The sequence below is a fragment of the Mesorhizobium sp. M0166 genome (assembly GCF_040322255.1).
In the GTDB taxonomy this organism is placed as follows: Bacteria; Pseudomonadota; Alphaproteobacteria; order Rhizobiales; family Rhizobiaceae; genus Mesorhizobium.
Map to the genome: position 1 here is coordinate 49456 of NZ_JAMYTD010000005.1, position 17437 is coordinate 66892.

General features: G+C 62.4%; 16 protein-coding genes. 10 read left to right on the top strand and 6 right to left on the bottom strand.

Annotated elements, in window-relative coordinates; translation table 11 throughout:
* Positions 1 to 259: 259 nt before the first annotated feature.
* The 3 genes from NKJ46_RS08510 to NKJ46_RS08520 all read right to left on the bottom strand — a co-directional run bounded on the left by NKJ46_RS08510 (position 260) and on the right by NKJ46_RS08520 (position 3882).
* A complete protein-coding gene (locus NKJ46_RS08510) occupies positions 260 to 1207 on the bottom strand; it encodes a DMT family transporter (protein ID WP_352664031.1) in 948 nt (315 codons plus the stop codon).
* Between the two features lie 165 nt (positions 1208 to 1372).
* Complete coding sequence (locus tag NKJ46_RS08515) at positions 1373 to 2275, bottom strand: DUF2167 domain-containing protein (protein ID WP_352664033.1); 903 nt, start codon at positions 2273 to 2275, stop codon at positions 1373 to 1375.
* Positions 2276 to 2430: 155 nt separating this feature from the next.
* On the bottom strand, positions 2431 to 3882 hold the full coding sequence (locus NKJ46_RS08520) for a helix-turn-helix domain-containing protein (protein WP_352664035.1): 1452 nt from the start codon (positions 3880 to 3882) through the stop codon (positions 2431 to 2433).
* Positions 3883 to 4119: 237 nt separating this feature from the next.
* Between NKJ46_RS08520 and aceA the strand changes: the two genes are divergently transcribed.
* Positions 4120 to 5409 carry an isocitrate lyase gene (gene aceA, locus NKJ46_RS08525; RefSeq protein ID WP_352664037.1) on the top strand — a complete coding sequence of 430 codons (1290 nt, stop codon included), beginning with the start codon at positions 4120 to 4122 and terminating at the stop codon, positions 5407 to 5409.
* A gap of 78 nt (positions 5410 to 5487) precedes the next feature.
* Positions 5488 to 5730: an SMc00767 family acetate metabolism repressor gene (locus NKJ46_RS08530; protein WP_352664039.1), complete on the top strand. Its 243-nt coding sequence runs from the start codon at positions 5488 to 5490 to the stop codon at positions 5728 to 5730.
* A gap of 65 nt (positions 5731 to 5795) precedes the next feature.
* Here NKJ46_RS08530 and NKJ46_RS08535 read toward each other — a convergent pair whose 3' ends face one another.
* Complete coding sequence (locus NKJ46_RS08535; RefSeq protein ID WP_352664041.1) at positions 5796 to 6257, bottom strand: RidA family protein; 462 nt, start codon at positions 6255 to 6257, stop codon at positions 5796 to 5798.
* A 430-nt stretch (positions 6258 to 6687) separates the two neighbouring features.
* Here NKJ46_RS08535 and NKJ46_RS08540 point away from each other — a divergent pair, with 430 nt between their 5' ends.
* Complete coding sequence (locus NKJ46_RS08540; protein WP_352664043.1) at positions 6688 to 7077, top strand: ANTAR domain-containing protein; 390 nt, start codon at positions 6688 to 6690, stop codon at positions 7075 to 7077.
* Between the two features lie 32 nt (positions 7078 to 7109).
* Here the strand turns inward: NKJ46_RS08540 and NKJ46_RS08545 are convergent, their stop codons facing one another.
* Complete coding sequence (locus NKJ46_RS08545) at positions 7110 to 7826, bottom strand: HAD family hydrolase (RefSeq protein ID WP_352664351.1); 717 nt, start codon at positions 7824 to 7826, stop codon at positions 7110 to 7112.
* A 167-nt stretch (positions 7827 to 7993) separates the two neighbouring features.
* On the opposite strand from NKJ46_RS08545, the gene NKJ46_RS08550 reads away from it, so the two are divergent.
* From NKJ46_RS08550 to NKJ46_RS08565, 4 genes are all read left to right on the top strand, one after another.
* Positions 7994 to 9427 carry a glutamine synthetase family protein gene (locus tag NKJ46_RS08550; RefSeq protein WP_352664045.1) on the top strand — a complete coding sequence of 478 codons (1434 nt, stop codon included), beginning with the start codon at positions 7994 to 7996 and terminating at the stop codon, positions 9425 to 9427.
* Between the two features lie 57 nt (positions 9428 to 9484).
* On the top strand, positions 9485 to 9853 hold the full coding sequence (locus tag NKJ46_RS08555; RefSeq protein WP_352457075.1) for a four helix bundle protein: 369 nt from the start codon (positions 9485 to 9487) through the stop codon (positions 9851 to 9853).
* Positions 9854 to 9915: 62 nt separating this feature from the next.
* A complete protein-coding gene (locus tag NKJ46_RS08560; RefSeq protein WP_352664047.1) occupies positions 9916 to 11202 on the top strand; it encodes an NAD(P)/FAD-dependent oxidoreductase in 1287 nt (428 codons plus the stop codon).
* Between the two features lie 259 nt (positions 11203 to 11461).
* Entirely contained in the window at positions 11462 to 12238 is a 777-nt protein-coding gene (locus NKJ46_RS08565) for an SH3 domain-containing protein (protein WP_352566409.1), read from the top strand.
* A 63-nt stretch (positions 12239 to 12301) separates the two neighbouring features.
* Here the strand turns inward: NKJ46_RS08565 and NKJ46_RS08570 are convergent, their stop codons facing one another.
* The gene (locus tag NKJ46_RS08570) at positions 12302 to 13048 is read right to left on the bottom strand and encodes an SDR family oxidoreductase (protein ID WP_352664049.1); all 747 of its coding nucleotides are present in this window, start codon (positions 13046 to 13048) and stop codon (positions 12302 to 12304) included.
* A gap of 274 nt (positions 13049 to 13322) precedes the next feature.
* Here NKJ46_RS08570 and zwf point away from each other — a divergent pair, with 274 nt between their 5' ends.
* From zwf to edd, 3 genes are all read left to right on the top strand, one after another.
* The gene (zwf, locus tag NKJ46_RS08575) at positions 13323 to 14792 is read left to right on the top strand and encodes a glucose-6-phosphate dehydrogenase (RefSeq protein ID WP_352472717.1); all 1470 of its coding nucleotides are present in this window, start codon (positions 13323 to 13325) and stop codon (positions 14790 to 14792) included.
* On the top strand, positions 14774 to 15487 hold the full coding sequence (gene pgl / locus NKJ46_RS08580) for a 6-phosphogluconolactonase (protein ID WP_352664052.1): 714 nt from the start codon (positions 14774 to 14776) through the stop codon (positions 15485 to 15487). The genes zwf and pgl overlap by 19 nt, the downstream gene beginning before the upstream one ends.
* 73 nt (positions 15488 to 15560) lie before the next feature.
* Entirely contained in the window at positions 15561 to 17384 is a 1824-nt protein-coding gene (edd, locus tag NKJ46_RS08585) for a phosphogluconate dehydratase (protein ID WP_352664054.1), read from the top strand.
* Positions 17385 to 17437 lie beyond the last annotated feature (53 nt).

The following is a 17437-nucleotide window of genomic DNA, read 5'->3' on the forward strand; positions in this document are numbered from 1 at the left end:
GACAAGCGGGAATTGCCGGCGCCATTATAGTCCGTCGACGAGCCGACAGTGAAAACTTGGCGTGGCGTTGGTGGTGTTCCGGCGCCGTCGGAAGCTTTCGCTACGGCGCGGGCAGGAAGACGACGATGTTGTCCGGCCTCGATGCGGCCGGCATGGAGACTTGGCAAGATAAGCCTGTCTTGTTGTTGCCGTGATCGCAGCCTGCCCGCGCGGCTGCGACATTGTCAATGGTTCATCTCGCTTTGACGCGTGCGCTGCATCAATTAGGCGACGGCACACCGGTGACGCCCGCTCGCGCGGGCCGCGTCTGACGCTTGAACTCGAGCCCGATGTGGACGAGCAGCGCGGTGACGACGACCGCACCGCCGACGATGGTGCGCGCCGACGGCACCTCGGAATGGATGAGCCAGACCCAGATCGGGCCAAGGATCGGTTCGAACGTGCCGAGTAGCGCCGCGACGGCGGCCGGCACAAGCCGGGCTCCGGTGGCGAAGAAGGCGAGGCCGAGTCCCAGATTGATCACGCCAAAGGCAAAGAGGAAGCCCATATCGTGGCTGGAAACGCCCAGCGTCGACGCCTGCGATGCCGCAAAGGCGGCCGCCAGCATCGTGCCGAGGCAGGTCGCCGGGGTCATGCGCACATGGGCAAAGCGGCGCGTGATGACGGTGGCGATCGAGAACATGACAGCGATAAGGAGTGCCAGCCCGTCGCCGATCGGCGACACCGCGCCATCGAGCGATTCCGACACCATGATGGCGACGCCGGCAATGACGGCAGCAATCGCCACCCAGGTCGCCACGGCCACCCGTTCGCGAAACAGCGCCCAGGCAAACAGCGCTGCCAGAAGCGGCACGCCGGCCTGCATCAGGAGGATGTTGGCGACGGTGGTATAAGCAAGCGCCACGACGAAAGAGGTCGAGGCCGTGGCGAAGCAGAACGCCACCGCAAGACCGGCCAGGCCCATGCCGCGAAACAGCTTCAGCGTGCCACGCCAGCCGTCGCGCCAGACCATGAAGCAGAGCAGGAAGGCGGCGGCCCAGACCGAGCGCCAGAACACCACCGTCCAGCTGTCGCCGGCATCGATGAAACGGGCGATGGTACCGCCGAGGCTCCACATCAGCGCCGACAGGAACACCAGCAGGAAACCGATACGCTCCTCATTTCGCGGAGGCGAAACGGCGATCTGCGGTGATGATATGTCGGTCATGACTACGACTGTCGGCGATTTCGGGGCAGCACGATGCACAGCGGACGACAGAAACGTGCCTTAATCGCGTAACGCAAAGGCGGGGATCGGGGGTGATCCAGCATCGTGTTCCGTTTGGGGCACCCAGCAATCAGCAGGCCTGAGAGTTGAGCCGATGAAATCGATCTAGGAGGTTGTCTTGTTGCCGCGAATGAAGCGCCAGAGACCTGCCAAGGGAATCAGCAGGATAAGACCGAATTTTTTCAGCGCGATGAGCGCTACCACCAGAAATCCTGCCTTTGCCGCCAGTTTGCCGGCAATGAGGCCACCGATGCCAATCGCCGCAACCGTATCGACGCCCGGTCTGAAGTCCAAATATGTCTTGCCGGGCTTGAAGACAGCAAGATCAAGCACTTCATCGAGACTCTGCTTGATTTCCGGCAACTGGTCCACAGTTGCGATGTAGCTCATCACGAAAACGCCCTCCCTGCCGAGAAAGCGAACGTCGTAGTTAAGCGTGTGGACTGCATCGTTTCCGAACTGCAGTTCCTTGGCCCAGTGCAGGCGCTTGTTGACTGCGTCGTACACGGGCGGTGATGCCCAGCCGATCAGAGTGATGGGCGAATAGCCGTCCTTTACCCTTTGATCGTTGCCCGACAAGGTATCCGCCCGCATGTTGCGCAGCAGTTCATTGTAGTCGATGGATCCCGCCTCGCTGTCGTCGACGTAACCTATCTTCTCCCATCTCAGCTCTATTCCCCAATTGTTCTCGGCAATGGGGTCATTGCTGACTGGAAAGATCATGCCGAGCGATTCGGAAGCGGCGTCGGGTGGATTGCCCCAGGCTTCCGTCAGGACGGAGGCAGTATCTTTCTTGTTCAGAAAATAGAATTTGTCCTTGAGGTCCAAGTGCACGCCTTCGGCTAGGTCTATCGCGCCAGTCTTCGGATCGATCTTGTCCAGGAACGCTTTGCCGGCGTCATTATACTTTTGATAGGATTTGAAGAAGTCCGCGGACTTTTCCGCAAATGCGGGGCAGATCGAAAAGGCAAGCACCAAGCCAAGCCAAAAAAAAAACGTCCTGCCCATCCCTGATCCCCCGATCGTCGCCCAATTCGTCTTTTGATATCTCACGGCCGATGCTGAATCAATACTTCGACGATCAATGTCCCAAGGGACAGCTTGTTATTTTCCTGCCGTGAAACCGCGTATGATCTTCTCTGGCCAGCAATCTGCCACGGCCGTCACTGGAAATCGAAAGCCGACAGCCCAGTCACCATCTCGTCGAGGCCGAGCGGACGTGTCACGGGTGGCTCGGCGCGGGCGAGGCAGCCGATGCGTTCGCACAGCCGACAGGCAGGGCCTATCGGCGCCGCCGGCGCGGCGGCGCTCTGTCCGGTCTTGCCGATGGCGGCTGGCCCCGGCAATGCCGCTCCATAGACGACCTCGTCGCGAAAGCCGATGTCGCAGCCGAGCAGCAGCGCCGTGCGCCGCGGTCGCTCGGCAAACGAGCCCTGCGGCCCCTCGAGCGTGCGGGCCATGCAGAGAAACGCTGCGCCGTCGGGCATTTCCACTGCATCGACCAGGATCTGGCCGGGCTGGGCGAAGGCGGCATGGACCGGCAGCTTCGGACAGCCGCCGCCGAAGCGGCTTTGCGGAAAGCCGTGGCTGCCCGCCTTGCGGAACCGATTGCCGGCACTGTCGACCTCGAGCATGAAGAACGGCACGCCCGACGCACCCGGCCGCTGCAGCGTGGTCAGCCGGTTCGCCGCCTGCTCGAAGGAGACGCCGAAACGCGACCGCAACATGTCGATGTCATAGCGGGCACGGACCGCGGCGGCGTGAAAAGGCTGATAGGGCATCATCAGAGCGTGCGCGGCATAGCGACCGAGCTCGAAACGCGCCAGCCGGCGGGCTTCGTCCGTGGCCAGCTTCAGCGCCTGGATCTCGGCGGCGACAGCGACGCTCATGCGGATCAGGCAGGCCTCCATAGCCACCTCACGCAGCTGATCGAATGGCGACAGGCGCTCGGACAGAAACAGGCGCTGCGAGTGACGGTCATAGCGACGGCGCCAGTTGGGCATGGTGGCGACCGGCAGTACCTTGACGACGATGCCGAATTCACGCCGCAGCCAGGCCTTCAACGCACTGAACAGATCGTCGCCTGGATCGAGCACCGACGTGAATGCCTCGGCTTCTTCTTCGAGCGCAGCAAAATGGTTCGGCCGGCGTTCGAAAATCTCATGCACCTCGTCGATCGGCAGCCTGGCACCCGAGAGGGCGGTGGCCTTGCCCTCACGCGCGAGCAGCTCGTTGATATCCGACAATCGCTCGGCCTGCGCGCGATAGGCGCGAAACAGCTTTATGACAGCGGCGGAAGCGTTCGGCGCCGCCTCGGCAAGCTCGATGAGTTCCTGGTCGCCCGGCAGTTCGCCGGCGAGCAACGGATCTGAAAACACTTCCTTCAAGTCGGCAACCGACCCCCTCGCCTCGCCCTGCAATTCATGCGGGTCGACCTTGTAGACGGATGCCAGCCTCAGGATCAGTTGCACCGTCAGCGGCCGCTGGTTGCGCTCGATGAGATTGAGATAGGACGGCGAGATGCCGAGCCCTTCGGCCATCGCCGTCTGGGTCAGCCCTTTGGCGTTGCGGATGCGACGAATGCGCGGCCCGGCAAAGATTTTGTGGTCGGCCAATCGACTGCCCTTGACAGAAATTTACATCCGCCAATGGCATGGCGGTCTTTACAATCATGACAGATTTACAACTCTCATCAGTCAAACACAACACAGGTTTTCTCTTATTTTTTGGCTAATCTGGAGGTTTAGCTCGCTCGCGTCGAGCCGGCATGTAAATGATGTCACACATATGGCGCACATATTTTCCCCCGCGGCGCCTTCCGAAACCGGCATCAAAACCGCCTGGAGTGACCAATGACCGACTTTTACAACCTTGTCCCGTCGGCGCCGCAAGGCCGCTTTGATGGCATCGAAAGGCCCTATTCGCCGGACGACGTGAAGCGGCTGCGCGGCTCGGTGCAGATCCGGCAGAGCCTCGCCGAAATGGGCGCAAACCGGCTGTGGCAGCTCATCCACGAGGAGGATTTCGTCAACGCGCTGGGTGCAATGTCGGGCAACCAGGCGATGCAGCAGGTGCGGGCCGGGCTGAAGGCGATCTATCTGTCGGGATGGCAGGTCGCCGCCGATGCCAACACCGCTTCCGCGATGTACCCGGACCAGTCGCTCTATCCCGCCAATGCGGCGCCCGAACTGGTCAAGCGCATCAACCGCACCCTGCAGCGCGCCGACCAGATCGAGACTTCGGAAGGGAAGGGGCTGTCGGTCGACACCTGGTTCGCGCCTGTTGTCGCCGACGCGGAAGCCGGCTTCGGCGGGCCGCTCAACGCTTTCGAGATCATGAAGGCGTTCATCGAGGCGGGTGCGGCCGGCGTCCATTACGAGGACCAGCTGGCTTCGGAGAAGAAATGCGGCCATCTCGGCGGCAAGGTGCTGATCCCGACCGCCGCACACATCCGCAACCTCAACGCGGCGCGCCTTGCCGCCGACGTCATGGGTACGCCGACGCTGGTCGTGGCGCGCACCGACGCGGAAGCGGCAAAGCTCCTGACCTCCGACATCGACGAACGCGACCGGCCCTTCGTCGATTATGGCGCCGGCCGCACTGCGGAGGGCTTCTACCATGTCAGCAACGGCATCGAGCCCTGCATTGCCCGCGCCGTCGCCTACGCGCCCTATGCGGACCTGATCTGGTGCGAGACCTCCAAGCCCGATCTGGGGCAGGCCAGGACGTTTGCCGAGGGTGTGCGCAAGCATCATCCAGGCAAGCTGCTTGCCTATAATTGCTCGCCGTCTTTCAACTGGAAGAAGAATCTCGACGACGCGACGATTGCGAAGTTCCAGAAGGAACTCGGCGCGATGGGCTACAAGTTCCAGTTCATTACGCTGGCCGGTTTCCACCAGCTCAACTTCGGCATGTTCGAGCTCGCCCGCGGCTACAAGGAGCGGCAGATGGCCGCCTATTCGGAACTGCAGGAGGCGGAATTCGCCGCGGAAGCCAATGGCTACACCGCCACCAAGCATCAACGCGAGGTCGGCACCGGCTATTTCGACGCCGTCTCGATGGCGATCACCGGTGGCCAGTCTTCGACCACGGCCATGCATGGATCGACCGAGCACGCCCAATTCAGGCCGGCGGCGGAATAGCGGAATAGCAGACAAACAGAGGGAACGCCCAAACGGGCATGGCAACACAACAGACAGGGCAACACAGGGAGAAGACCAATGGCGTCGATAAGCCGCGTCAAGGAACGGGCCGAAGAGCAGGCCACCAGCATGAATGTCGACCAGCAGGCGACCATCCGAATGCTGGCAAACGATCTGCACAGGCTCAATCAGTCGGTGATGAAGGCGGTCGAGGCCGGCGTCTCGGTCGAGCTGGTGCGCTCGGCACGGCACCATGGCGGCGACGGCAACTGGGGCGATCTGCTGATCCCGGTCATCGTCACGCAACGGAACCACGACTGATGAATTCTACCGCACCGCGCCTATTTTGAGCGCATGTCATCGCACCTCGCACGCCGCGGCTCTGCCTAGTCCGGCAGAGCCGCTAATGCAACGATTTCAATGACAAGATCAGGCTGCGCAAGCGCTGCAACGCCAATAACTTCCGATGGCGGCGGGTTGTTGTAGCTGCAATGCTTCGGGCAGTGTTCGGCAAAGAATTCGTCCAAGACGTCCAGGCGAAAATTGGGCGAACTCAGCACGCCGCCATCGGGAAATGGCCCCTTAACAAAGAAGGTCAGCCTGATGAGATGCTCGAGCGCGCTGCCAAGCTCTTCCAGATCTGACTTGATGTTGGTGAGAATTGCGCGCCACTGTGCCGCTGCATCGCCAATGGCGGCGCCGCCGCTTTTGCCGATCGGATCGTAGTCCTCGGCGGTCGCGGTGTTTCCGGAAAGGTAGACGAATCCCTTTGCGCCGGTAACGACCGTACCCTTTCCCCATGGCATCAACCGGCCGTTTTTGAATTTCCTGTGAGTCACGAGTTCCATTGTCATCTCCCGTCGATAAAAGAGACGTGCCTAGCCAACGAGGAAGGGTAGTCCGGCGAGGCGATACGACAAGCTCGCGACAGACCTGCCTCGCCTTCGTTCAACCTTACGTCAAACCGGCTACAGCTGCGAGTTGACGTGTCGCGCTGCAAAGCCAAGCTTCGCTGAAGCCTGCCCGGTTGTGGTGGCAACTTCTCCTTCGGGCGGCGGTAAAGAAAAGCACTTAATTTTAATTTTATTGTTTCTTGCGATATTCTCCTGATATGCCATTTGAGCTTGACATGAGCAGTGATCTCACGCCAATTACCTCTCGAGTTTCAACCCTGCATTGAAACATTGAACAACGGCCTGCCCCGCCATGTGCCCAGCGAATCGCGATATCGAGACTGCAAAACAGCTGCCTTTCGTTAGCCGGGACATGGAGACGCGGATGCTCCCGGATTTCTCGCGGGTGCTGGTGGTCGGAAAATCACCGATCAACCGCGTCGTGGTTTCAAAGATCGTGGAGCGGTCCGGCCTCAAACCGATCTCGGAAACTCCCGAAACCGCGGCAAAGGCCTTGCGCGCGCTGATTCCCGGGGCTGTCGTTCTCGACGGCGGAGCGGAGAACGGGGACTGCGACGCCTTGCTGTCGGGTATCGATGCACTGCGAAGAGCGTCAGGCAGATCGCTTCCGTCGGTGATCCTGCTTTCGGTCAAGACCGGCACTCCGGAGAGCCTGGGCCTGTCCAGCGTCATCGATGCAGTGGTCGTCAAGCCGATCACCACCGAACGGCTGCAGCCGGTGATCGACCGGCTGATCGCAATTAGCCGCAATTGACGCCTACCGCGATGCCTCGGCTGAAGACCTGATCAATCAATCTCGCCGATATGCTCGATCAATCCCGGCAGTTCGCCGAGATTGGCTATCTGGCGAAAGCGTGGCGCCGAGACCGGCGGCTCAACATGTTCCAGCACCCAGGTCAGCTCGTGCGGAACGTGGATGCCCCAACTGCCGGCTTCGATGGCCGGCACGACGTCCGATTTGAGCGAGTTGCCGACCATCATGCCCTTTTCCGGGCCGTCGCCGTGGCGGCTGAAGATGCGGCTATAGGTGGCCGCGCTCTTGTCGCTGACGATCTCGACGGCATCAAACAGCTCGCCCAGGCCGGATTGCGCCAGCTTGCGTTCCTGGTCGAACAGGTCGCCCTTGGTGATCAGCACCAGGCGGTAGGCGCCGGCCAGCTTTTCCACGGTTTCGCGCGCATGCGGAAGCGGCTCGATCGGATGGCTGAGCATCTCGCGGCCCGCGGCGAGAATTTCGGCAACGGTTGAGGCCGGCACCTGGCCCTCCGTGACCTCGATCGCCGTCTCGATCATCGACAGCGTGAATCCCTTGATGCCGAAGCCGTAGACCGCGAGGTTGCGCTTCTCGGCCTCCAGCAATCTTGCCGAGATCCGGTCCGCCTCGGCGTGGTCGGCGAGCAGTGCGGCAAAGCGCTTCTCGGTCACGCGGAAGAACTGTTCGTTCTGCCACAGTGTGTCATCGGCGTCGAAGCCGATCGTCGTCAGTTTGCGGCTGTGTTGCATGCGGCCCATTAATTGCAGCGTTGCGGGAGGCCGACCCTAGACCAGGAGGCTTTTATCCGGAAGTCGTTGTGTTCCCCCGGTTATCGAGGCGCACGCCAGCTGGCTCCCCTTCCCTTTCGTCGTCGGCAACGGCTATACTCCACAATCTGCAACAAATCTGGTGATTGATGCCGCCTGCAAAAAAGGAAGTCCGTCCGTCGAGCCGCGGAGGACGCGCCCGCACGCCTGCCTTCGTGAAAAACCAACGTGGCGTCAAGAACTGGAAGGAAGTCAGCGCCTGGCTGGAATGGCGCGGCATCGAAGACATCGAATGCATCACACCCGACCAGGCCGGGGTTGCGCGCGGCAAGATGATGCCATCGAAGAAGTTCACCTCCAACACCTCGCTGGCGCTGCCTTCGGCGGTGTTCATGACGACGATCTCGGGCGGTTATCCGGAGGACGGCAATGGCTTCCACTATCCGGAGGACGATGGCGACCTCAAGCTGATGCCCGACCTCTCGACGCTGACCGTGGTGCCGTGGGAGGAGGACCCGACGGCGGCAGTGATCTGCGACCTCGTCCACCAGGACGGGCGCTCGGTCGAGTTCACGCCCCGCAATGTGCTGAAGCGCGTGCTTGCCGCCTATGACAAGCGTGGGCTGAGACCGGTCGTGGCGCCCGAGATCGAGTTCTACCTGGTGCGCAAGAACCCCGATCCGGACTATCCGCTGACCCCGCCAGTAGGTCGATCGGGACGGCCGATCGGCGGCGGCGCCGGCTATTCGATCGCCGGGGTCAACGAATTCGACGAACTGATCGACGACATCTACCATTTCTCCGAAAGCCAGGGCCTGGAGATCGACACGCTGATCCACGAGGAGGGCGCCGGCCAGCTCGAAATCAATCTGCGTCACGGCGATCCGATCGAACTCGCCGACCAGGTGTTCATGTTCAAGCGCACCATCCGCGAAGCGGCGCTCAAGCACGAAATCTACGCCACGTTCATGGCCAAGCCGATCCAGGGGCAGCCCGGTTCGGCCATGCATATCCATCAGTCGATCATCGACAAGAAGACCGGCAAGAACGTCTTTTCGGCGGAGGACGGCTCGGAGACCGAGGCCTTCTTCCATTTCATCGGTGGCATGCAGAAACATGTGCCGAACGCGCTGGTGATGTTTGCGCCCTACGTCAATTCCTACCGGCGGCTGACGCAGTCGGCCTCGGCGCCGGTCAACAACAAATGGGGCTACGACAACCGCACCACGGCCTTCCGCGTGCCCCGCTCCGACCCGGCAGCGCGGCGCGTCGAAAACCGCATCCCCTCCTCGGACGCCAATCCCTATCTGGCGATGGCGGCATCGCTCGCCTGCGGGCTGATCGGCATGACCAACAAGATCAAGGCCGAGCCGCCTGTTCTGACCACCGCCAACGAGGACCAGATCGACCTGCCGCGCAGCCTGCTCGAAGCCGTCGACCTGTTCGAGGCAGACGAGGAACTCTGCGCGCTGCTCGGCAAGTCATTTGCCGCCACCTATGCGGCGATCAAGCGAGCGGAATTCGAGACCTTCATGGAAGTGATCAGCCCGTGGGAGAGGGAGTATTTGCTGCTGAATGTGTAGTAGGGGAGTAGGGGAGTAGGGGAGTAGGGGAGTAGGGGAGTAGGGGAGTAGGGACGAATGGCTGAGAAAACGGGTTCCTACAAGGATTTGATAGTCTGGCAGCAGGCCATGGACCTTGCTGTGGCCGTTTACGGCGCGACTAAATCATGGCCCAAGGAAGAACTTTATGGACTGACCAGCCAGGTGCGGCGCGCTGCAAGCTCGGTGCCGTCGAACATTGCTGAGGGATATGGCAGAGAGATCCGAGGTTCCTATCAACAATTTCTCCGTATCGCTCAAGGATCATTGAAGGAACTGGAAACTCAGCTTCTGATCGCCGAGCGTACCGGCATCGCGCCGAAGGCGACCGCGGCTTCATTGTTGGCGAGTACCGAAAGCGTTGGGAAGCTTCTTCGCCTTCTGATCCGCAAACTGTCACCCGACTAGCTTCCCTACTCCCCTACTCCCTACTCCCTACTCCCTACTCCCTACTCCCCTAGCCGAGCATCATGACCTACCAATCCCCAATCTCCCCCGGCCGCTCCTGGTACGAAGACACGGCAGGACCGAGGCCCGAATATCCGGCGCTCGACGGCGACCGGACATGCGATGTGGTGATTGTCGGCGGCGGCTTTACCGGCCTGTCGGCGGCGGCTCACCTCGCCAAGACAGGCGCGGATGTCGTGCTTATCGAAACGCATCGTTTCGGTGATGGCGCATCGGGCCGCAATGGTGGCCAGCTCGGCACCGGACAGCGGGCCTGGGCAGAGGAGTTGGAAGCGGAGTACGGCTTTTCCCGCGCCAAGGCGCTGTTCGAGCTGGCCGAAGAGGCCAAGGCGCATCTGCTCGATTTCGCCGCGATGCACCAGATCGAGATCGACTATATGCCCGGCCAGATGTCGGTAGCGCACAAGAAGCGCTATGTCGACGACTACAAGGCTCATGCCGAGATCATGGCGAGCCGTTTCGGCTATCCGCACATCTCATTCATGGATGCCGCGGAGACAGCCGGGCGGCTGGGCTCGACGCATTATTTCGGCGGCACCCGCGACACCGGCACCGGCCACATCCATCCGCTGAAGCTGGTGATCGGCACAGCGAAAGTCGCGGCGCGGGCCGGCGCAAAGCTATGCGAGCAGACGCCGTCGACCGGCATCACCTCCGGCGGCGGCAAGGTGAGGGTGACGACGCCGAAGGGCACGATCATCGCCGGGAAGTGCTTGATCGGGGTCAACGCCTATGGCGGCACGCTCGAACCGGTGAGTGCCGCGCATATCATGCCGATTGGCTCGTTCATCGGCGCGACGGTACCGCTGGGAGCCGATTCCAAAGTGTTGCCGGGTGGCGAGGCAGTCGACGATTCGCGCTTCGTCGTGCGCTATTTCCGCAAATCGAAGGATGGGCGGCTGCTGTTTGGCGGGCGCGAGATCTACGCGGTCAACGATCCCAAGGACATCCACATCCACATCCGCCGGCAGATCGCCGAGATTTATCCGGCATTGAAGGACGTTGAGATCACCCATGGCTGGGGCGGTTATGTCGGCATCACCGTGCCGAGAAAGCCGTTCGTGCGCGAAGTGATGCCCAATGTGATCTCGATCGGCGGTTATTCCGGCCACGGCGTCATGCTGTCGAACTTTTTCGGCAAGCTTTATGCCGAGACGGTCGCCGGCAACCGCGACCGGCTGAAGCTGATCGAGGACCTGAAAATTCCACCCTTCCCCGGCGGCCGGCGTTTGCGCGCGCCACTGCTCTTTCTCGCGCTCAACTGGTACGCGTTGCGGGACAGAATCTAACCAGACGTTGCAGAACCCTTAACCAGGGCGCAGAATTCGCGCCACGGGCGCAGTGATGCCACAATCGCGGGCGAAAGATGATGCTCGTGGGCAGCTGAACGGGGAATTTTTGCGGGCCTGCCCGCTTTTGGTTTGGGACCGATGCCGATCGAAATGCCGGCTCTCCGGCATCGGTCGTAAGAACATCGGCCCGCAAATGGAGGTGGCAAGAGTGAGAGAGCCCTTCAGTTTCGGCGCGCCGGAACGACGGCGCCTTGCGATGCAATTCGGTTACGATATGCGGCCGACGTTCTGGCACGGGGTCCGGTCGAACGCGCATCTGGTAATCGCCGCGCTTGGCACGGCCGCACTGCTCGGCGTTGCCGCGGTGGCGCTGTGGCTGGCATTGCCGGCAAATGAGCGACAAGCGGCCGCAAGCCCTGAGCAGATCGTTCCGACCATCCCGGTCAAGACGACGAAGATCATGCCTGCCAAGGTTGCTGCGGCGCCGAGGACGACGGGCAAGGCAGATGCAGTTTCCCCAGCGGTGGCCGCAGCGGAAGCCGAGATACCGGCGCTGGCTCCCAACGATCCGCGCTGGACGGGGCCAAAGACGGCATCGGCCGCCGCCACGGCAGCATCCGACCAGCTGGCAAGCCAGACCGAGCAGGCGGCCGATAAATCGTCTGCTTCGGTGGCATTCGCCGACCCGGCGGCAAAACCCGACGCTGCGGCATTGTTTGCCAAGGTGGCGGCTCCCGGCAGCTCGACGAAGAACACAGGGCCTGACGGCGCGCAGACCGCCGCCATTCCCACGCCCAAGCCGCAACCGGCGGCGCAGACCGCGAGCGAAGACGACAACAGCACCAAGGCAAAATCCGGACGGATCCTGAGATCCGTTACCATGCGCACCGGCCCAAAGAAGAATGCGGCCGCCATTCTCACCGTGCCGGCCAAGACCTCGGTGCAAGTGATGAGCTGTAAGCAATGGTGCCAGATCGTCTACAACGGCAAGCGCGGCTGGGTCTACAAGAGCTACGTCAAAACCGGGGCGTAGGGCCGGCAGAGCGATTGCGGGTCGCTCGCCATCAGCCAGTCCTCCGCCGGATGACTGGACCGTTCAAATACAACGCCCGCCATCGACTTCCAGCGCCACGCCGGTGATGAAAGCCGCCTCGTCCGAAGCGAGCCAAAGCGCGGCATTGGCTATGTCGAGCGGCGTCGAAAGCCGGCCGAGCGGGATCGACGCGCGGAACTTCTCGCGGATCTCGGGTGTGTCGGCGCCCATGAATTTCGCGAGCATGCCGGTCTCGCCGGCAACCGGGCAGAGGCAGTTGACGCGGATGTTCTTCGGCGCGAGTTCCACCGCCATCGATTTGGTCGCGGTGATCGCCCAGCCTTTCGATGCGTTGTACCAGGTGAGGCCAGGCCGCGGCCTGATACCGGCCGTGGAGGCCGTCGTCAGGATGACGCCACCGCCTTGCCGCTCCATCACCGGTACCACGGCAAGCGCTGCGTGGTAGATCGCCTTCATGTTGACTGATGTGATCAGGTCAAAGGTCGCCTCATCGACTTCCAGCATATCACCGTTGCGATGGGTGTAACCGGCGTTGTTGACCATGATGTCGATGCGACCGAAGGCGCTCATTGCAGCATGGACCATGTCGTCGAATTCGGACCGCAGCGAGACGTCGGTCTGGGTCCAGATCGCGTTTTCGCCGATCTCGCCGGCGACGCGCTCTGCACCCTTGGCGTTCAGATCGGCGACGACTACCCGCGCGCCCTCCTCGGCAAAGCGCCTGGCCATGCCCTCGCCAAAACCCGAGGCGGCGCCGGTGATGATGGCGACCTTGTTTTTGAGGCGCATGCTTTTCTCACTCATCGTTGAAGACGATCGACGACGCGTTTGGCCACGGCCATCGAAAGATGTGTGTCCATTGCCGATTTCTCCTTTGGCTTTCGCCTTGATCCCGCTCTATGCTGCACCTGCGAACGCTCCCGGAAGCATCGCTTGCCGACAAGCCTCCGGCTAGCGCCGGTGTCAAGAGCACACGCGGATGTGACGCAATGGCACTGGCAAGTTTAAATCGATTAGATTATATCAGCCGCGTTATCGCGACCGGCGTCAGAGCGGACAGACCATGACCAGCCAGATCATCCCCGTCGACCCTTTCGACTTCATCATTTTCGGCGGCACCGGCGATCTGTCGGAACGCAAGCTTCTGCCATCGCTGTACCACCGCCAGCGCGACCACCAGTTTTCCGAGCCGACGCGCATCATCGGCACATCACGTTCGAAGATGACAGACGAGGAGTTCCAGTCTTTCGCCAGGCAGGCGATTGCCGATCATGTGAAACCGGAAGATATCGACGCCACGGAACTGAAGACGTTCCTCGCACGGCTCTCCTATATCCCGGCAGATGCAACAACTGGTGCCGGCTTCGACAGGCTGAAGAAGGCGATCGGCGACAGCGAACACATCCGCGCTTTCTATCTGGCGGTGGCGCCGGCGCTGTTCGGCGACATCTCGCACAAGCTGAAGGAGCACGGGCTGATTACGCCGAATTCGCGCATCGTGCTGGAAAAGCCGATCGGCCGCGATCTCGCTTCGGCGCGCGCGCTCAACGACCTGGTCGGCGACGACTTCCATGAAAGCCAGATTTTCCGCATCGACCACTATCTCGGCAAGGAGACGGTGCAGAATTTGATGGCGCTGCGCTTTGCCAACGCGCTCTACGAGCCGCTTTGGAATTCCGCCAATGTCGATCATGTGCAGATCACCGTGGCCGAGACAGTCGGCCTGGAAGACCGCGTCACTTATTACGACAAGGCCGGCGCATTGCGCGACATGGTGCAGAACCACATGCTGCAACTGCTCTGCCTCGTCGCCATGGAGGCGCCGTCGTCGATGGACGCCGATGCAGTCCGTGACGAAAAGCTGAAGGTGCTGCGGGCGCTGAAGCGCATCAACGGCAACGAGGCGCCGAAGCACACGGTGCGCGGGCAATACCGTGCCGGCGCCTCGGCCGGCGGGCCGGTGAAAGGCTATGTCGAGGAGCTCGGCAAGAACAGCAACACCGAGACTTTCGTTGCGCTCAAAGCCGAGATCGGCAACTGGCGCTGGGCGGGCGTACCGTTCTACCTCCGAACCGGCAAGCGGCTGGCGACGCGCGTTTCGGAGATCGTCATCGAATTCAAGCCGATCCCGCATTCGATCTTCGGCGAGAGCGCCGGGCCGATTTCCGCCAACCAGCTGGTCATCAGGCTGCAGCCCGACGAAGGCGTCAAGCAGTTCATCATGATCAAGGATCCAGGGCCGGGCGGCATGCGGCTACGCCAGATCCCGCTCGACATGAGTTTTGCGCAATCCTTCGACGGCCGCGCCCCCGATGCCTATGAGCGGCTGATCATGGACGTCATCCGTGGCAACCAGACGCTGTTCATGCGCCGCGACGAGGTCGAGGCGGCGTGGAAATGGATCGACCCGATTCAGGATGCCTGGGAAAGCGGAAGGCAAGAGGCGCAAGGCTACACCGCCGGCACATGGGGTCCCTCGGCCTCGATTGCGCTGATCGAACGCGACGGGCGGACATGGCACGAGAGCAATTAGGCGGCGCCTACAACTGGCACGAATTTGCCGGACGCCAGGAGTTGGCGACAGCACTTGCCGGCCACGTCGCCGGCCGCCTGTCAAAGGCGATCGCCGAGCGCGGCACGGCACTGCTGGCGGTCTCGGGCGGCACGACGCCGGCGAAATTCTTTGCGGCGCTTTCGACCGTTCCGATCGCCTGGGAAAAGGTGACGATAACATTGGTCGACGAGCGCTTCGTGCCGCCCTCATCGCCCCGCTCCAATGCCGGCCTGGTTGCCGCCAACCTGCTGCAGAACGCGGCCGCCGCCGCGAATTTCGTGCCGCTCTACCACGCCGCGGCAACGATCGAGGGGGCAGCGGTCTCCGACAGTGAGGCGCTGCAAGTGCTGCCCTGGCCACTCGACGTTGTTGTGCTCGGCATGGGAACTGATGGCCACACCGCCTCGTTCTTTCCGGATGCCGACAACCTGGCAAGATTGCTCGATCCGTCGTCGCAAAGGATTGTGCTTCCAGTTCACGCGGCAAGCGCCGGCGAGCCACGGCTGACGCTGTCACTGGCGCGGATCATCAATGCCGCCTTCATCGCGCTGCATATCGAGGGCGCGGAAAAACGCACCGCATTCGAGGCCGCGCTTGGAACTGGAACACGACAGCCCATTCGCGCCGTGCTCGATGCCACTCAAAAGCCCTTAGAGGTTTTCTGGGCACCCTGATCTCAACTTGGCTGCAGGTCCCGGCAACAGCCGGAAGGTGTTTGCGGGACCTCGCCTGAAAGGACCGACCGCCATGACAGCAAGACGCGACATCGAAGCCATCACCCAGCGCATCCGTGAGCGCTCCAAGCCCGGTCGCGCGGCCTATCTCGGCCGCATCGCCGAAGCCTCGAACCGCACCGCCAACCGGGCCGTGCTGTCTTGCGGCAACCTGGCCCACGGCTTTGCCGTCTGCAGCCCTTCCGAAAAGGTAGCGCTTGGCGGCGACCGGGTGCCGAACCTCGGCATCATCACCTCCTATAACGACATGCTGTCGGCGCATCAGCCTTTCGAGACGTTTCCGGCGCTGATCAAGGACGCGGCCCGCGAGGCCGGCGGCATCGCCCAGGTGGCCGGCGGCGTACCGGCGATGTGCGACGGCGTCACCCAGGGCCAGCCCGGAATGGAGCTGTCGCTGTTCTCGCGCGACGTGATCGCCATGGCCGCGGCGATCGGCCTGTCGCACAACATGTTCGATGCCGCCGTCTATCTCGGCGTCTGCGACAAGATCGTGCCGGGGTTGGTGATCGCGGCGCTGACCTTCGGCCATCTGCCGGCAGTCTTCATCCCGGCCGGGCCGATGACGACCGGCATTCCGAACGACGAAAAAGCCAAGATCCGCCAGCTCTATGCCGAGGGCAAGGTGGGGCGGGCCGAACTGCTCGAAGCGGAATCAAAATCCTATCACGGGCCGGGAACCTGCACTTTCTACGGCACAGCCAATTCTAACCAGATGCTGATGGAGATCATGGGGCTGCACACGCCCGGTGCCTCGTTCGTCAATCCGGGCACACCACTGCGCGACGCGCTGACCAGGGAAGCGACCAAGCGGGCACTGGCGATCACCGCGCTCGGCAACGCCTACACGCCGGTCGGGCGGATGATCGACGAGCGCTCGATCGTCAACGGCATCGTCGGCCTGCACGCCACCGGCGGTTCGACCAATCACACCATCCACCTGATCGCCATGGCAGCGGCGGCCGGCATCGCCATTACCTGGCAGGATATTTCCGACATCTCGGAAGCGGTGCCGCTGCTGGCGCGGGTCTATCCGAACGGCCTTGCCGATGTGAACCACTTCCACGCCGCCGGCGGGCTGGGGTTCCTGATCCGCGAACTGCTCGACGCAGGCATCCTGCACGAGGATGTGCGGACGGTGTGGGGCGAAGGGCTGCGCCCCTATGCGGTCGAGGCCAAGCTCGGCGCCGACGGCGGCGTCGTGCGCGAGGCCTCGCCGCGCCATAGCGGCGACGAGAAGGTGCTGGCGCCGTTCAAGAAGGCGTTCCAGCCGAGCGGCGGTCTGAAAGTGCTTTCGGGCAATCTCGGCCACGCCGTCATCAAGACATCGGCGGTCAAGCCGGAGCGGCGCATCATCGAGGCGCCGGCCAAGGTGTTCGACAGCCAGCAAGGCCTGAACGAGGCGTTCAAGGCGGGGTCGCTGACCGGCGACTTCATTGCCGTCATTCGGTTCCAGGGACCGAAGGCCAATGGCATGCCGGAATTGCACAGGCTGACCACCGTGCTCGGCATCCTGCAGGACCGCGGCCAGCATGTGGCGCTGGTCACCGACGGGCGCATGTCGGGCGCTTCAGGCAAGGTGCCGGCGGCGATCCACGTGACGCCGGAAGCGGCGGAGGACGGGCCGATCGCCAGGATCCATGACGGCGATATCATCAGGCTCGACGCCGAGGCCGGAACGCTCGAAGTACTGGTGCCAGCCGGCGATTTCGCACTGCGCCGCCCCGCGGACAGCGACCTCATAGGCAATGAATTCGGCTTCGGCCGCGAGCTTTTCGCCGGGTTCCGGCAGTTGGTAGGCCGCGCCGACCATGGCGCCAGCGCCTTCGGTACGGCGTGACCCTTTTTCGGCCATGAGGAAGAGCGGCCGATGGCTGCTCCCCCTTTATTTCT

Coding starts and splice junctions, on each gene's coding strand:
- NKJ46_RS08510 (WP_352664031.1), bottom strand. CDS start 1,207: ATGACCGACATATCATCACCGCAGATCGCCGTTTCGCCTCCGCGAAAT.
- NKJ46_RS08515 (WP_352664033.1), bottom strand. CDS start 2,275: ATGGGCAGGACGTTTTTTTTTTGGCTTGGCTTGGTGCTTGCCTTTTCG.
- aceA (WP_352664037.1), top strand. CDS start 4,120: ATGACCGACTTTTACAACCTTGTCCCGTCGGCGCCGCAAGGCCGCTTT.
- NKJ46_RS08530 (WP_352664039.1), top strand. CDS start 5,488: ATGGCGTCGATAAGCCGCGTCAAGGAACGGGCCGAAGAGCAGGCCACC.
- NKJ46_RS08535 (WP_352664041.1), bottom strand. CDS start 6,257: ATGGAACTCGTGACTCACAGGAAATTCAAAAACGGCCGGTTGATGCCA.
- NKJ46_RS08540 (WP_352664043.1), top strand. CDS start 6,688: ATGCTCCCGGATTTCTCGCGGGTGCTGGTGGTCGGAAAATCACCGATC.
- NKJ46_RS08545 (WP_352664351.1), bottom strand. CDS start 7,826: ATGCAACACAGCCGCAAACTGACGACGATCGGCTTCGACGCCGATGAC.
- NKJ46_RS08550 (WP_352664045.1), top strand. CDS start 7,994: ATGCCGCCTGCAAAAAAGGAAGTCCGTCCGTCGAGCCGCGGAGGACGC.
- NKJ46_RS08555 (WP_352457075.1), top strand. CDS start 9,485: ATGGCTGAGAAAACGGGTTCCTACAAGGATTTGATAGTCTGGCAGCAG.
- NKJ46_RS08560 (WP_352664047.1), top strand. CDS start 9,916: ATGACCTACCAATCCCCAATCTCCCCCGGCCGCTCCTGGTACGAAGAC.
- NKJ46_RS08565 (WP_352566409.1), top strand. CDS start 11,462: ATGCAATTCGGTTACGATATGCGGCCGACGTTCTGGCACGGGGTCCGG.
- NKJ46_RS08570 (WP_352664049.1), bottom strand. CDS start 13,048: ATGCGCCTCAAAAACAAGGTCGCCATCATCACCGGCGCCGCCTCGGGT.
- zwf (WP_352472717.1), top strand. CDS start 13,323: ATGACCAGCCAGATCATCCCCGTCGACCCTTTCGACTTCATCATTTTC.
- pgl (WP_352664052.1), top strand. CDS start 14,774: ATGGCACGAGAGCAATTAGGCGGCGCCTACAACTGGCACGAATTTGCC.
- edd (WP_352664054.1), top strand. CDS start 15,561: ATGACAGCAAGACGCGACATCGAAGCCATCACCCAGCGCATCCGTGAG.